Origin of the sequence: Mycolicibacterium arenosum (genome assembly GCF_024320865.1) — a bacterium.
Classification (GTDB): Bacteria; Actinomycetota; Actinomycetes; order Mycobacteriales; family Mycobacteriaceae; genus Mycobacterium; species Mycobacterium arenosum.
Genome location: NZ_JANDBD010000003.1, coordinates 184,627 through 199,648, shown reverse-complemented (window position 1 = coordinate 199,648; position 15,022 = coordinate 184,627). Strand labels below are relative to the sequence as shown.

The window sequence follows — 15,022 nt, the reverse complement described above, 5'->3', positions numbered from 1 at the left end:
GCACGCGAAATGGCACCAGCGCGAACCCCGACGTGAATGCGCGCCAAGGGAGGGGCCCATGTCGATGAACGTCAACCACCCAGTGGCCGGGGCACGGCAGTTCGTGGCGGACCCCCCGTTCTGGGGCTCCAAGACGGCCTCCCGAACGGGGCCGGCCTGGCAGAAGAACCCCGGTGCGTCCTACGGCATCTGGGTGGCCGCCATCCTCGGGTTCACGTTCGTGGGCAGCGCCCTGGTCGGAGGACTGTATCTCTTAGTCCCGCGAGACTTCCTCGCGATCGTCGGGCCAATAGTCATACCCGTCTTAGCAGTCGTATTCATCGCCTGTGTCGGCGGCTGGTATTGGTACTCGCGGTCTGGGAGCAAGAAGATCGTCATTTCCGTCGCGAACCACAGTCTCACAGTCAACACGCGGCCAGGCGATGTCTATTTGTTCAGTACTGCGAAGTTGGGCACCTGGGGGCAGACCGGTGGCATGACCATGGGTACGGCGCTGCACCTGCAGTGCGGGCCGCACCGGTTCGTTCTCGGCGGACGAGATCGCCGCGTTCCTGCGGGAACTCGACTCGACGCGCCGGACGTGGGCTACGGCCTCGAGATGGACATCGACGCGCAGTTGCCAGCCGCGGAGTTCGAGGAAGTTCTCGCCCTGGTCGGTGGTTCGCGACCCGTGTCCGCCCGAAGCGCGCTGGATAAACCATCTCAGGCACCGAGCGGGCTGACCCGCTGCCTGCTGTTCACCAACCCGCTGCTGGCTCAAGAGTTCGGGGCGTTCCAATACCGGCAACGGAACGAATTCATGCAATCGGTCAGCCGACCTCGGCTGGCCATCGATGTTGGACCAGAGGCGATTTGGGTGGTCGACCCGAATACCAACACCGTGATCGCCTCGGCGTGGCCCGCGCAGGTGAGCGCGACGCCGGTGGTCTTTCAGCCCAGGCTTCCCTTTGGACTGTTTCTCTTCGGCGGTATCGCGAGCTATGCAGTGAGCAGGTTCTATTCCACGGCCATCGGCATGCACGTGCAAATCCCCGGCATGCAGCCACTGACCTTCAGCTGCCGCGACTCCGTCTCGGGCTTGGACAAGCGATTCTCATGGCAGGGCAACGCGCCGACCGCACGCGAACGCGCCGATTACGAGGTGATGGGCACGGATTGGCTCACGCTCGTCGAGAAGTTCGGGCTGACCCAGTATCTGAAAACACGCGGGTAGGGCTCAACGCAGAGCGGAAGGACGGGTTATCTCTGGTCCGGTCCGTGGAACCGATGACGGGAATAGCATCCGGCGCGGCGCGGCACTCCTAGGCCTGAGCGGATGGGACCGCCGGACCGGGAGGCGGGCCCATCGGGACGGGCGTGACGGGTGCCAGGTGCGGCACCGGCGCTTGGTCATCGTCCGAGACCACCAGCGCGGTCGCGTCCGGCCCTGGCGCAGGTTCCTCGCCCGCGGCTGCCGCAGTCGCCGCCTCCGCCGCCCACTCCGCCTGCAACCGCTGCACCGCGAAGGTCGCGCCCTGGTTCACCAGGCCCAGTTCGGTGTACTGGTTGTGCACCGCGAAGCCCCGGCCACGCGGATCGCACACCAGGTCGTTGTCAACGCACAGGTCGACCGACTTGGCCGCGTAGTACGGCCCCACGACGACGTCCGGATCCTTGAGCACGTTCATGAAGCGGGTCGACGGCTTGCCGAACAGCACCACGGCCGCGACGTGGTCGGCGACCTCCGGCGGCATCGGCGCGGGCACGTCGTCGGGTGAAACACCCTCTGGCACAACACTCGCCGTGACGAAGCCCATGACCGCCGCACCCTGGGAGAAGCCGCCGAGCACGAGCTTCGTGTCCGGACAGCTGGCGACGGTGGACAGGATGTGGGCGCGCGCGTCGGAGATGCCCTGCACGGCGGTCGAGAACGCCATGGTGGCGGGGTAGTCGACGGCGTACACGCCGACCGACTTCGGGCCGACCTGCGAGCGCACCGCGTCGACGAAGGCCTGTCCGGTGGGCCCGACGCCGGGCGCCTCGGTCGTGCCGCGGGCGAACACGATCTCGGCATCGGGGCACGGCGCCGCGGTCGCCGGCCCGGCAAGCCACGGCGTCACGACCGCGGCCGATGCCACCGCCGTCACAATGACACCCGTCCGTCTCATCAGTCCCATGGGCAAATGCTGTCACTCGGATGTGCGTCATGCGCTCCAACTGCGCGAACACACAGAGTTTCGATAGGAAAGTCGGCGATTCCTTAGACACCGTTAGGGTCGTACGCGTGCTGCTCTCCGATCGCGACATCCGCTCCGAGATCGCCGCCGGTCACCTCGGCATCGACCCCTTCGATGAGGGAATGGTCCAGCCCTCCAGCGTCGACGTGCGACTCGACAACCTGTTCCGCGTCTTCAACAACACCCGCTACACCCACATCGACCCCGCGCTCCGCCAGGACGACCTGACCACGCTCGTCGAACCCAAGGAGGGCGAGCCGTTCGTGCTGCACCCCGGCGAGTTCGTGCTGGGGTCGACGCTCGAGCGCTGCAGTCTGCCGGACAACCTCGCGGGTCGGCTCGAGGGCAAGTCGTCGCTCGGCAGGCTCGGCCTGCTCACCCACTCGACGGCGGGGTTCATCGATCCCGGCTTCAGCGGCCACATCACCCTCGAGCTGTCGAACGTGGCCAACCTGCCGATCACATTGTGGCCGGGGATGAAGATCGGCCAGCTCTGCCTGCTGCGCCTGACGAGCCCCGCCGAGCACCCGTACGGCAGCAGCGCGGCCGGATCGAAGTACCAGGGCCAGCGCGGCCCGACGCCGTCGAAGTCGTATCAGAACTTCATCAGGCACTGAACGAGGGGGAGGGGTCATGGCGCAGCTCAGTAAAGGCGCGAACACGGGGGTTCCGACCGCCAGGCTGATCGTCGAGGTGACCTGGGCCGTCGCCGGCGACGTCGACATCGACGCCAGCGCGCTGCTGCTCACCGCCTCCGGCAAGGTGCGCAGTGACGCCGACATGGTGTTCTACAACCAGCCGGCGTCCCCCGACGGTTCGGTGCGGCACCTCGGTGCGGGCGCTCGCGGCGGGCAGCGCCTCGAGGTGGACGCCGCGTCGGTGCCCGCGGACATCGACCGCATCGCGTTCACCGCGACGATTCACGACGCGGCGGCCAAAGGTCATTCCTTCAGTCAGGCCAGTGGACTGGCCATCTCGGTGCTCGCCGACGGTGCCACCGTTGCCGACTTCCCGCTGTCGGGCCTCACCACCGAGACCGGGCTGATCTTCGGCGAGCTGTACCGACGACAGGGCGCGTGGAAGTTCCGCGCCGTCGGGCAGGGCTACGACTCCGGGCTGGCCGGCATCGCCACCGAGTTCGGCATCGCGATCGACGACGCGCCCGCCGAAGCCACACCCCCGGCGCCCCCGGCGCCCACGATCGACATGAACAAGCAGCGCCAGGTCAACCTGCGCAAGATGGTGTCCGACCAGTCGCCCGTCCTGCTCCAGAAATTCGACGCCGCAACGGTTTCCCTGGAGAAGCGCGGTCTCTCGAGTGAGCGTGCCGAGGTGATCCTGGTGCTCGACGTGTCGGGCTCGTCGCACCCCCTGTTCAAGAACGGCAGCTATCAGGAACTCATCGACAGGTTCCTCGCCGCCGCCCTGCTCTTCGACGACAACGGCACCATCGACACCCTGCTGTTCGACCACCGTGTGCACGATGCGGAACCGGTGACCGTCGCCAACCGGGAGGGCTGGACGGACCGCACCACAAAGCGCAAGGGCATCTGGGGCACGACGAAGTACGCGCCGCCCCTCGAGCGGATCGCGCAGGGACTCAGGCGCGGCGCCACCATGCCCACCTACGTCGCCTTCGTCACCGACGGCGGCAACAGCGACCGCAAGGCCGCGGCCGAGGTGGTGCTGCGCGCGTCGGGACTGCCGATGTTCATCCAGTTCATGGCGATCGGCCGCGAGGACGACTTCCCGTTCCTGCAGAAACTCGACGAGCTCACCGGCCGTGAAGTCGACAACGCCGGCTTCGTCGCGGTAGAGAACGTCAAGGCGATGAGCGACGAGGATTTCTACGCACGGGTCATGTCGGAGTTCCCCGCCTGGCTGGCTGCGGCGCGAAAGGCCGGCATTCTCGGCGCCTGAGCCCGAATCCCCGATAAAGTCACGCCGTGACGAGGGTGGCGATCCTGGGTGGGGGCGTCGGCGGTCTGAGCGCCGCGCACGAGTTGTCGGAGCGCGGTTTCGACGTGACCGTGTACGAGGCGCGCGGCGAGTTCGGCGGCAAGGCGCGATCCATGCCGGTGCCGGGGTCGGGCACCGACGGGCGGCAGGACCTCCCCGCCGAGCACGGGTTCCGCTTCTTCCCCGGCTTCTATCGGCACGTCACCGACACCATGAAGCGCATCCCGTACGACGGCGGCTCGGTGTACGACAACCTCACCAAGTGCACCGAGATGCTCATGGCGCAGGCCGGCGGCCGCAACGAGTTGATCGCGCCCGCAGGGTTTCCCACGTCGCTGACGCAGATGATCACCGGCTTGCGCAGTATTCGCGAACTTGTTCTCACTGCGGGCGTGCCCGTCACGGAGTTCGCCGTGTTCGTCGAGAAGATCCTCACGGCCATGACGTCGTGCGACGAGCGACGCCTCCACGAATTCGAGGCGACCAGCTGGTGGGACTTCGTCGAGGCGACGCGCAAGTCCGCGGCATATCAGAAGTTCCTCGCCACCGGGATGACGCGCACGCTCGTCGCCGCGAAGGCCGACCAGATGTCCGCCCGCACCGGTTCCACCGTGCTCTGCCAGCTTCTCTACGACATGCTGCAGATCGACGGCCGGCTGGACAACGTGCTCGACGGACCGACGAGCGAGGTGTGGATCGACCCGTGGCTCGCGCTGCTGGAACGCCGCGGGGTGACGCTTCGTCCGCACAGCGGGGTGTCCGGAATCCTCTGCGACGGCGAGCGAATCACCTCGGTGACGATCACGACGCCCGACGGCGACGAGTCCATCGAGGCCGACCACTACATCGCCGCACTACCCGCCGAGCGCTTCGAACTGCTCATCTCACCGGCGATGCGCGCCGCGGAGCCCCGCCTGGCGCTGATCAGCGAGCTCAAGAAGGAGTGGATGACCGGTGTCATGTTCTACCTCGACGAGGACGTCCCGCTCGAACACGGCCACGCCATCTTCATCGACTCCGAGTGGGCGCTGACGGCGATCTCGCAGAAACAGTTCTGGCCGGACGTCGACCTCGAACAGCGCGGCGACGGACGTGTCGAAGGGGTTCTCTCCGTTGATGTTTCGGATTGGACCAAACCCGGACCGGTGACCGGCAAGGCCGCGTCGGCGTGCTCGAAGGAGGAGATCCGGCAGGAGGTCTGGGCCCAGCTGGTCGCCCACATCGACGACGGGTCGCTGCGGGAGTCCAACGTGGTCACGTGGTTCCTCGATCCCGCGATCGAGTTCCCGAATCCCGGTCAGGCCACCAACGCCGAGCCGCTGCTGGTCAACACCAAGGGGTCGTGGGCGCACCGACCGGACGCCACCACCGCGATCCCGAACCTGTTCCTGGCGGCCGACTTCGTCCGCACCAACACCGATCTCGCGACGATGGAGGGTGCGAACGAAGCGGCCAGGCGGGCGGTCAACGGCATCCTCGCGGCGACGGGATCGACCGCGCGGCGCTGCGACGTCCACGCGCTGCAAGAGCCCTGGGTGTTCTGGCCGTTCCGGCAACTCGATCGACTTCGGTGGCGACTCGGGCGCAAGCCCGCACCCGCACCGTTCCGCCTCAACGAGGACGGCGAACTCGAACCGACCGGCCTCGCCGCACGCGCCGCGTTGGCGACCCTGCGACGCCGCGGCGGCAGCGCGATCCTGGGGAGGAGGTAGGCGTGGCCACCGACGTCATCGCGCACGCGGTGGCCAACACGGCCATCGAGGGCTTCCTGGATGCGCAGGACGGTCCGCGGGCGCTGGTCGTCGAGGGCGAGGCGGGCATCGGCAAGACCACCCTGTGGTCCACGGCGTGCGACGCCGCGCGAGCGCGTGGGCACCTCGTCGCCACCTCGCGTCCGAGTGAGGCCGAGTCGGTGCTGGCCTACGCCGGGGTGGCGGATCTGCTGGCCGAGGTCGACCCCGCCGCCATCGAGGCCCTGCCCGACCTGCAGCGTCTGGCGGTGTACCGGGTGCTTCTCACCGCGGGATCCGAGGGTCCCGTCACCGACCAGCGGGTCGTCGCCGCGGCCGTGGCGGCGGTCCTCGAGGCGCTCAGCAGCGAGCGCCCGGTGCTGCTCGCGATCGACGACGTGCAGTGGCTGGACACCTCGAGCAAGGCCGTCGTCGCATTCGTCGCACGCCGGCTGACCGGCCCGGTCAAGTTCCTCTTCAGCGAGCGATGCGAACCGCTGCAGGGCACGACGACGTCGTGGCTGAGGTTCGGCGGCCTCGAAGCGGTGTCGAACCTGCGACTGGGCCCCGTCAGCCTCGGCGCCCTGCACGCACTGATCCTGCGCAAGCTCGACCGCTCGTTCTCGCGGGCCGCGATAGTCCGCATCGCGGAGGTCTCCGGCGGCAACCCGTTCTACGCGCTCGAATTGGCCCGCGCGATGGACGACCGGGGTTCCGCGTCGCAGACCGGGCTGCCCAGCACGCTGGCCGAGTTGGTGCGGGTGCGCCTCGGCAAGCTCGACGCCGACGTGCGCAAGGTGTTGCTCACCGTCGCGTCCGTCGCCGCGCCGACGGTCGATCTCGTTGCGCGCGCCAATGATTCGACACCCGAAGAGGTCGTGGAGTTGCTCGAGGGCGTGGAGACCGACGGCATCATCTGGATCGACGGGAACCAGGTGCGGTTCGCGCACCCGCTGCTGGCGCGCGGTATCTACGGGGACGCGGCGCCCTTTGCCCGGCGGGCGATGCACCGCTCGCTCGCCGCCATCGAATCGCAACCCGAACTCAAGGCGCGGCATCTGGCGTTGGCCGCCACCAGCGCCGACGAGGACACGCTGGCCGCTCTCGACGGCGCCGCGGACACCGCCCGTACCCGCGGCGCACCGGCCGCGGCGGCCGAACTGCTGGAGCTGGCGATCGGGCTGGGTGGCGACAAACCGTGGCGCCGCCTGCGCGCCGCGGGCGATCACTTCCAGGCGGGGGACACGAAGCGCGCCCGCACCCTGCTCGAGGACACCGTTGAGGAGTTGCGACCGGGCGTGCTGCGCGCCATCGCCTTCAACCTGCTCGGCGCCATGTGCCTTTTCGACAACCGCTACGCCGAGGCGACGCAGCTGCTGACCAGATCCGCCGAGGAGGCCAGCGACCTGCCGACCGTCGTCGTGCAAGCCCTGATGTCGCTGTCGTGGGCGCAGGGCATGGGATCGTTCGCGGAGGGGATGGAGGGGGCCGAGGGGGTCTCGGAGAAGGGCCTCTTCGACGTCATGCGGGAGAACTCGCGCCGCGCAGTCGAATTGGCGGACGACCCCGGCGTCTCGCCGTCGGTGAAGAGCCAGGCGCAGGCCATGTGGGCGCACACCCTGTTCATCCACGGCGAGGGCGTCGACCGGACCGCGATCGACACCGCGCTCGCGCTCGAGGACGACGCGGACGACGTCGCGTTCCCCTTCAAGGCGAGCGCGGTCAACGCACTGCTGCTGGCGTGGACCGGCCGGCTCGACGACGCGGCCGAGCAGCTGGTCGGCGTGCGGGGGCACTACGACGAGCGCGGCGCCGATCGCAGCATGATGGCGGTGGCCAGCTACCAGGCTCTCGTCGAGATGTGGCGCGGAAACCTAACTGCCGCAGCTACTTTCGCCGATGAAGCCGTTGAGCGGGCGCAACAGCTGGGTGGCGACCACGTCGAGATCATCCCGTTGAGCGTCCGCAGCGTGGTCGCCGCCCAGCTGGGTCTGGAAGAGGCCGCCCGCGCGGACGCCGACACCGCGTTGCAGTCCGCGCTCGAGTGCGGGGCCACGCGGATGGCCGACTGGCCGCGGATGACGCTGTGCCTGGTGGAGGTGTCGCTCGGCAACCACGAAGCGGCGGTGGCGGCCGTCGCACCGCTGCTCGAGCGCCTGCAGATCGTGCCCGGTACCGAGCTGATGCACTCCTGGTATCTACCCGACGCCGCGGAGGCGCTGATCGCGTTGGGCCGGCTCGAGGAGGCCGATCAGATCGTCGACGTCCTGGAGCGCAACGGGCGGCGGGTGGACCGGCCGTGGATGCTCGCCGTCGCCGGCCGCTGCCGGGCCATGTCGCTGGCCGCGCGCGGCGACGTCGTCGAGGCCGAGCAGGCCGTGCGGGTCGCACTGGACTGGCACGACCGGCTGCCCATGCCGCTCGAACGCGCGCGGACCCTGCTGCTCCTCGGTCAGCTGCAGCGCAGGCGCAGGCTCCGGGATCCCGCGGCCGCGACCCTGCGCGCTGCAGCATCGGTGTTCGAGGAGATGGGCGCCGCGCTCTGGGTGGCACGCGCCGAGGCCGAGCTCGCCAGGGTGAAGGGGAAGCGCGGCGACGGTACCGTGCTCACCGCGTCCGAACAGCGCGTCGCGGAGCTCGCGGCCACCGGCATGACCAACCGCGACATCGCCGCGACGCTGTTCATCAGCCCCAAGACCGTCGAGCAGAACCTCGGCCGCGTCTACCGGAAACTGGGCATCAAGAACCGCGCCGCGATCGGCAGCCGGCTCGCCGACATGCCGTGAGCAGTCGGTAACCGCCGCGAAACACGAAACATGCCGGAAACACGTTCGTCCCTCAGCTGAAACGCGGCGCCGACATTCTCCTTCGAATGCAGGAACTCGATCCCGCCGCGACCGCCTGGCTGCTCGCCAGCACCGCCCTCGTGCTGCTGATGACCCCCGGTCTGGCCATCTTCTACGGCGGCATGGTGCGCACCACCGGCGTCCTGAACATGATCATGATGAGCTTCATCTCGATCCCGCTGGTGACGGTGGCCTGGCTGCTGGCCGGCTACTCGCTGGCCTTCTCGGGTGACGGCGGCGGATTCGGCCTCATCGGCGACCTCGCGCACTTCGGGATGACGGGCATCGCACCCGACACCCTGCACGGCGCGGTCCCGGAACTGCTCTTCGCCACGTTCCAGCTCACGTTCGCGATCATCACGGCCGCGCTCGTCAGCGGTGCGATCGCCGACCGCGCCCGCTTCTCCGCGTGGGTGGTGTTCGTGCCGGTGTGGGCGATCGTCGTCTACTCAGTGGTCGCGCACTGGGTGTGGAACCCCGAGGGCTGGCTGTTCAAGCTCGGCGTGCTCGACTACGCGGGCGGCCTCGTCGTCGAGATCGTCTCCGGTGCGTCGGCTTTGGCGCTCGCCCTGGTGCTCGGCCCGCGCATCGGGTTCAACAAGGACGCCATGCGGCCACACAACCTGCCCTTCGTGCTCCTCGGCGTCGGCCTGCTGTGGTTCGGCTGGTTCGGCTTCAACGCCGGCTCGGCGCTCGCCGCCAACGGCATGGCCGCGGCGATCTTCCTCAACACGCTGGTGGCCGGTTGCCTCGGGATGCTCGGCTGGCTCGCGGTCGAGAAGTTCCGCGACGGTCGGCCCACGACGTTCGGCGCAGCGTCCGGTGTCGTCGCGGGCCTGGTCGCCATCACGCCGTCGTGCGGCACGGTGAACACGCTCGGCGCGGTCGTCGTCGGGCTGGCAGCGGGCGTCGTGTGTTCGTTCGCGATCGGCCTGAAGTTCAAGGTCGGGTACGACGACTCGCTCGACGTCGTCGGCGTGCACTTCGTCGGCGGTGTCGTGGGCGTGCTGCTGATCGGCCTGCTCGCAACCGAGGTGATGACCGGCGGCGCGGCGGGCCTCTTCTACGGCGGCGGTTTCCTGCAGTTCGGTAAGCAGGCGCTGGGGGCCGCGGTCGTCGCGGTCTACGCGTTCGGCGTGTCCTACCTGCTGGCCAAACTCATCGACCGGGTCATGGGCTTCCGGCTCAGTCCGGAGGACGAAACCACCGGCGTCGACTTCACCCAGCACGCCGAGACCGCATACGCCGAAGGCGTGCACGGCCACCTCGCGAACCGGCGCCCGTCGGGCCTCGGGGACCTGAACGCTCCGCGCCCCCGACCGGACGCCGCCGACGAGAACTGAGTCGATGCCGGCCGCCCACGCGAGTAGCCTCGGATGGGCGTCCCGGCCACGTGCATAGCTAACGCCGCAGGTGTAACGATCGTGCAGGTCGGGTCGATGAAACAACTAGTCGGCGCACCGCGACAGGTCATCGCGCGGAGGCGACGGATAACCGTAGCAAACATATTGGAGGGGTCAGTGGACATCGTACTAGGTGTGTCGTTGACGCCTAAGACGGTCCGCTTGGTGCTGGTCGAGGGTGAAAAGGGCGACGGTCCGATCGTCGACCACGACACCTTCGAGGTGTCGCCGTCGGACGACTCAGCAACCAACGGCGTGGCCGAGCAAGTGGTCGCCGCAGTACTCGGAACCCAGGAGAGCGCGGCCGAGGGCGGGCACGTCCTGAAGTCCATCGGCGTCACCTGGAGTGATCGCGCCGAGGCCGCCCAATTGCGCGACGGCCTCGCGGCCCACGGCATCCGTGACGTGATGCTCGTCTCCGAATTGCACGCCGCGGGTGCGCTCGCCCAGGCCGCGGGCCGTGCCGTCGGCTACACCAGCACCGCTCTGCTCTTCATCGACCGCGATACCGCGACGCTGTCGGTCGTCCAGAGCGACGACGGGTCGATCGTCAAGGTGCTCAGCACCGATTTGCACAGCAGCGACGCCATGGCCGTGCTCGGCGAGATGGCCGCCGCGGTCGAGGCTCACTCCGCGCCGCCGCAGGGCATGTTCGTCGTGGGCTCGGGTGTCGACATCGCCGCTGTCAAGGAGCACCTGCAGGGTCTCGTCGCCCTGCCCGTCAGCGCACCCGAGGAGTCGTCGCTGGCACTGGCGCGCGGCGCCGCGATCGCCGCGGCCACCGCGCCCGCCCTCGACGCCACCACCGCTGGACTGGCGTATTCACAGGATCCCGACGGCCCCACCGCAGGCGGCGATTACCTCGGGCTGGCGGGGGCGGCGACGATGCTGCGTCCCGTCGACGACCCGTACGACGACGGGTACGACTTCGATGCCGATCGGCCCGCGGACGAGGGCAGCAAGCCGTTCCTCCTGGTGGGTAGTGCACTCACGTCCATCTTCGTCATAGGCGTGGTGGCTCTCGTCATCTCGCTGGCCGTCAGCATCCGGCCGACCGCCGACCAGCGTCCTCAGGCGGTGCCGCCGCTCATCCCCGCAGCACCCGCCGAGGTGGTGCCGTCGGTCCCCGAGGCAGTCGTCCCCGCGCCCGCGCCCGCCCCGGCCCCGGCCCCGGCGCCCGCACCCGCGCCGGAGACGATCAAGGCCCCGGTGCCCGTAGTCCAGCAGGCTCCGGCCCCGCAAGCACCGCCGCGCAACGTGTACGTCGAGGCCCCGGCGGCACCCGCGCCCGCCGCACCGGCCCCGGTACCGGCCGCCCCGCCGGCACCGCTGCCGGTCGCCCCGGCGCCCGTGCCCGCGTACAACCCGCCGGCGATCGTGCCGCCGGTCCTCTTCCCGCCGATCTGGCAGCAGCCGCAGTGGAGGCCGCCGACCCAGCGGCCGCCGTGGCAGCAGTGGCCGCCGGGCGGATACGACGATGACGACGACTGGCCGCAGGCCCCGCAGTGGCCCACTCAGCAGCCTCAGCAGCCGCCGTACACGCCGCCGCAGGCGCCGCCCTCGCGGCCGGACTACCCGCAGTGGCCGGGTCAGGGATCGGGTGGCTCACCCGGTTCGCAGTGGCCCGGCAGCGGTAACGACGGTGGTAGCGGAGGCCGTGGTGACGGCGGCGGTCGCGGTGGCTACGGCGGCGGTGGTGGCGGCCAAGGTGGCTACGGCGGCGGTGGCGGCGGCCAAGGCGGTGGAGGCGGCCAGAACTGCTTCCTGATCTTCTGCAGCTAGGCGCGGACCGCTCACTCGTCACCCAACGTTGGTCTGCCGCTCAGTGTCGCGTTGCAGTTAGCTCATCGCAGCCGCATATCCAGGCAGTATGCGATGCACCGTATTCGGTACCGGTTACCTCGGAGCCACGCACGCCGCGGGAATGGCGGCGCTGGGCCACGAGGTGGTCGGGGTCGACATCGACCCCGGCAAGATCGCGAAGCTGGCGTCGGGTGACATCCCGTTCTACGAGCCCGGACTGCGAAAGATCCTGCGCGAGAACATCGAAGCGGGCCGACTGCACTTCACCACCGATTACGACGAGGCGGCGGAGTTCGCCGATGTGCACTTCCTCGGCGTCGGCACCCCGCAGAAGAAGGGTGAGTACGGCGCCGACCTTCGCCACGTGCACGCCGTCATCGACACGCTGGTGCCCAGGCTGCGCCGTTCCGCGGTGATCGTCGGCAAGTCGACGGTGCCCGTCGGCACCGCCGCGGACCTCGCCGAACGCGCCCGTGGGCTGACACCGGCCGGCCTCGACGTGGAGATCGCGTGGAACCCGGAGTTTCTGCGTGAGGGTTTCGCCGTCCACGACACCCTGCACCCCGACCGCATCGTGCTTGGCGTGCAACGTGATTCGCGCCATGCCGAGTCGGCGATCCGCGAACTGTACGCCGACATGCTCGCCGACGAGGTGCCGTTCCTGGTCACCGACCTGCAGACCGCGGAACTGGTGAAGGTCTCGGCGAACGCGTTCCTGGCCACCAAGATCTCGTTCATCAACGCCATCTCCGAGGTGTGCGAGGCCGTCGACGCCGACATCACGCTGCTCGCCGATGCGCTGGGCTACGACCCGCGCATCGGTCGCCGATTTCTCAATGCCGGACTGGGATTCGGCGGCGGCTGCCTACCGAAGGACATCCGTGCGTTCATGGCCCGAGCGGGAGAACTCGGCGCGAACCACGCCCTGACGTTCCTTCGCGAGGTCGACAGCATCAACATGCGCAGGCGCACCCGCATGGTCGAACTGGCCACCAGGGCCTGCGGCGGCTCGCTGCTCGGCGCCAACATCGCCGTGCTCGGAGCGGCCTTCAAGCCCGAGTCCGACGATGTCCGCGACTCGCCCGCGCTGAACGTCGCCGGTCTGCTTCAGCTCAACGGCGGCACCGTGAACGTGTACGACCCCAAGGCCATGGAGAACTCGCAGCGCGTGTTTCCGACGCTGAACTACTCGACGTCGGTCGCCGAGGCCTGCGACCGCGCGGACGCGGTGTTGGTGCTGACCGAGTGGCAGGAGTTCGTCGACCTCGATCCGCATCAGCTCGCCGACATCGTGCGCGCGAAAGTCGTTGTGGACGGCCGCAACTGCCTCGACGTCGCCACCTGGCAGCGGGCGGGCTGGACGGTGCACGCGCTGGGCCGCAACCTCGCGGAGGCGAAGGCGTCGTAGTACGTCGTCGTAGCCTGGGGTCCATGACGGTCTACGCACTGAACCTGTTCGACGTCGCCGACCGCGACGAGTACCTGGCCTACTCCAAGCGCTCGGTGGCCGAGGTCGCGCGCTACGGCGGCCGGGTTGTCGCGCTCGGCAAGTTCGCCGACAACGTGCAGGGTGACTTCACGCCGCGGCAGGTACTGATCCTCGTCGAGTGGCCCAGCCGGGAGGCCTTCGACGGCTACTGTTCCGATCCCACGCTCGGCGACCTGCACGCTCACCGCGAGAACGGCACCAGCTCCTACGTCTGGCAACTGTTCGATCGGTTGGACGATCTGCGACCGGTGCTTAAGCTCGGGTCATGACGGCCCGTCAGCGACTGCACTGGTTCGCCCTTCACGGTGTCATCCGCGGGTTGGCGTCCTTCGGCGCCAAACGCGGCGAGATGCAGGGCAGGCTCATCGCCGACCCGGCGGTGCGCACCGACCCCGGGGGCTTCGCCGACGAACTCCGGGCGCGCGGACCGCTGGTCCGCGGCCGTGCCGCCTGGCTCACCGCCGACCACGCCATCGCCCACCAGTTGCTGCGCTCCGACGACTTCGCGGTGACCGCGATCGGCCGCACGCTGCCGGGCCCGCTGGGCTGGCTCGAGCAGCGCACGACGGTGCAGGGCCGCCTGCACCCGCTGCTGCCTCCGTCGCTGCTGTCGGTCGAGCCGCCGGAGCACACCCGCTATCGCAAGACCGTGTCGTCGGTCTTCACCACCAGAGCCGTTGCCGCCCTGCGGGACCGCGTGCAGCAGGCGGCCACGGCGCTGATCGCGGAGCTGGACGGCGGGACCGTCGACGTCGTCGACCGCTACTGCTCCCAGCTGCCCGTCACCGTCATCGGCGACATTCTGGGGGTCCCCGACGCCGACCGTCCGCGCATCCTCGAGTTCGGCGAGCTCGCCGCGCCCAGTCTGGACATCGGGCTGTCGTGGCAGCAGTACCTCGCCGTCGAGAACGGGCTCGACGGGTTCAACGCCTGGCTGAGGAACCACATCGCCGCGCTGCGCCGCGACCCCGGTGACGACCTGATGAGCCAGCTGATCGAGGCCTCGGACGACGGCGCACGCCTCAATGACGAGGAGTTGCGCGCGACGGCGGGCCTGGTGCTCGCCGCCGGTTTCGAGACCACGGTGAACCTCCTCGGCAGCGGTATCCGGATCCTGCTGGAGCACCCCGATCAGCTCGCGATGGTGCTCGAGGACCCGGAACTGTGGCCGGGCGCGGTCGAGGAGATCCTGCGGCTGGAGTCGCCGGTGCAGCTGAGCGCACGCATCGCCGTCGTCGACACCGAGGTGGCCGGCCGCACGGTGCGCGCCGGCGAGCTCGTCATCCTCTACCTCGCCGGCGCCAACCGCGACCCCGCCGTCTTCGAGGACCCGCACCGCTTCGACATCACCCGCGAGAACGCGGGTAGGCACCTGTCGTTCTCCGGCGGCAGGCACTTCTGCCTCGGTGCCGCACTGGCTCGCGCGGAGGGCGAGGTCGGCCTGCGGGCGTTCTTCGAGCGCTATCCCGATGCCCGGCTGGCGGGCTCGGGAAGTCGTCGCGACACCCGCGTGCTGCGCGGCTGGGCGGAGCTCCCGATCGCGCTCGGGCAGGCGCGGGCAGGCGTACGTTCCTAG

At 69.3% G+C, this 15,022-nt stretch carries 11 protein-coding genes; 10 read left to right on the top strand and 1 reads right to left on the bottom strand.

Annotated elements, in window-relative coordinates; translation table 11 throughout:
* Nucleotides 1-58 precede the first annotated feature (58 nt).
* Nucleotides 59-1,213, top strand: coding sequence for a hypothetical protein (locus tag NM203_RS08130; protein WP_255059326.1), 1,155 nt, complete (start codon nucleotides 59-61; stop codon nucleotides 1,211-1,213).
* An 88-nt stretch (nucleotides 1,214-1,301) separates the two neighbouring features.
* Here the strand turns inward: NM203_RS08130 and NM203_RS08125 are convergent, their stop codons facing one another.
* Nucleotides 1,302-2,156 (bottom strand): cutinase family protein, encoded by an 855-nt coding sequence (locus NM203_RS08125; RefSeq protein ID WP_255059324.1) that lies wholly within the window; start codon nucleotides 2,154-2,156, stop codon nucleotides 1,302-1,304.
* A 107-nt stretch (nucleotides 2,157-2,263) separates the two neighbouring features.
* Here NM203_RS08125 and dcd point away from each other — a divergent pair, with 107 nt between their 5' ends.
* From dcd to NM203_RS08080, 9 genes are all read left to right on the top strand, one after another.
* Nucleotides 2,264-2,833 (top strand): dCTP deaminase, encoded by a 570-nt coding sequence (dcd, locus tag NM203_RS08120; RefSeq protein WP_255059323.1) that lies wholly within the window; start codon nucleotides 2,264-2,266, stop codon nucleotides 2,831-2,833.
* Between the two features lie 16 nt (nucleotides 2,834-2,849).
* Complete coding sequence (locus NM203_RS08115) at nucleotides 2,850-4,136, top strand: VWA domain-containing protein (protein ID WP_255059322.1); 1,287 nt, start codon at nucleotides 2,850-2,852, stop codon at nucleotides 4,134-4,136.
* A 26-nt stretch (nucleotides 4,137-4,162) separates the two neighbouring features.
* A complete protein-coding gene (locus NM203_RS08110) occupies nucleotides 4,163-5,887 on the top strand; it encodes a hydroxysqualene dehydroxylase (protein ID WP_255059321.1) in 1,725 nt (574 codons plus the stop codon).
* A 2-nt stretch (nucleotides 5,888-5,889) separates the two neighbouring features.
* Nucleotides 5,890-8,691, top strand: a complete 2,802-nt coding sequence (locus tag NM203_RS08105) for a helix-turn-helix transcriptional regulator (RefSeq protein ID WP_255059320.1) — start codon at nucleotides 5,890-5,892, stop codon at nucleotides 8,689-8,691.
* Nucleotides 8,692-8,777: 86 nt separating this feature from the next.
* On the top strand, nucleotides 8,778-10,094 hold the full coding sequence (locus tag NM203_RS08100) for an ammonium transporter (protein WP_255059319.1): 1,317 nt from the start codon (nucleotides 8,778-8,780) through the stop codon (nucleotides 10,092-10,094).
* A gap of 177 nt (nucleotides 10,095-10,271) precedes the next feature.
* Nucleotides 10,272-11,936 (top strand): DUF7159 family protein, encoded by a 1,665-nt coding sequence (locus tag NM203_RS08095; RefSeq protein WP_255059318.1) that lies wholly within the window; start codon nucleotides 10,272-10,274, stop codon nucleotides 11,934-11,936.
* Nucleotides 11,937-12,024: 88 nt separating this feature from the next.
* On the top strand, nucleotides 12,025-13,365 hold the full coding sequence (locus NM203_RS08090) for a UDP-glucose dehydrogenase family protein (RefSeq protein ID WP_255059317.1): 1,341 nt from the start codon (nucleotides 12,025-12,027) through the stop codon (nucleotides 13,363-13,365).
* A gap of 23 nt (nucleotides 13,366-13,388) precedes the next feature.
* A complete protein-coding gene (locus tag NM203_RS08085; RefSeq protein ID WP_255059316.1) occupies nucleotides 13,389-13,715 on the top strand; it encodes a DUF1330 domain-containing protein in 327 nt (108 codons plus the stop codon).
* Nucleotides 13,712-15,022, top strand: a complete 1,311-nt coding sequence (locus tag NM203_RS08080; RefSeq protein WP_255059315.1) for a cytochrome P450 — start codon at nucleotides 13,712-13,714, stop codon at nucleotides 15,020-15,022. The genes NM203_RS08085 and NM203_RS08080 overlap by 4 nt, the downstream gene beginning before the upstream one ends.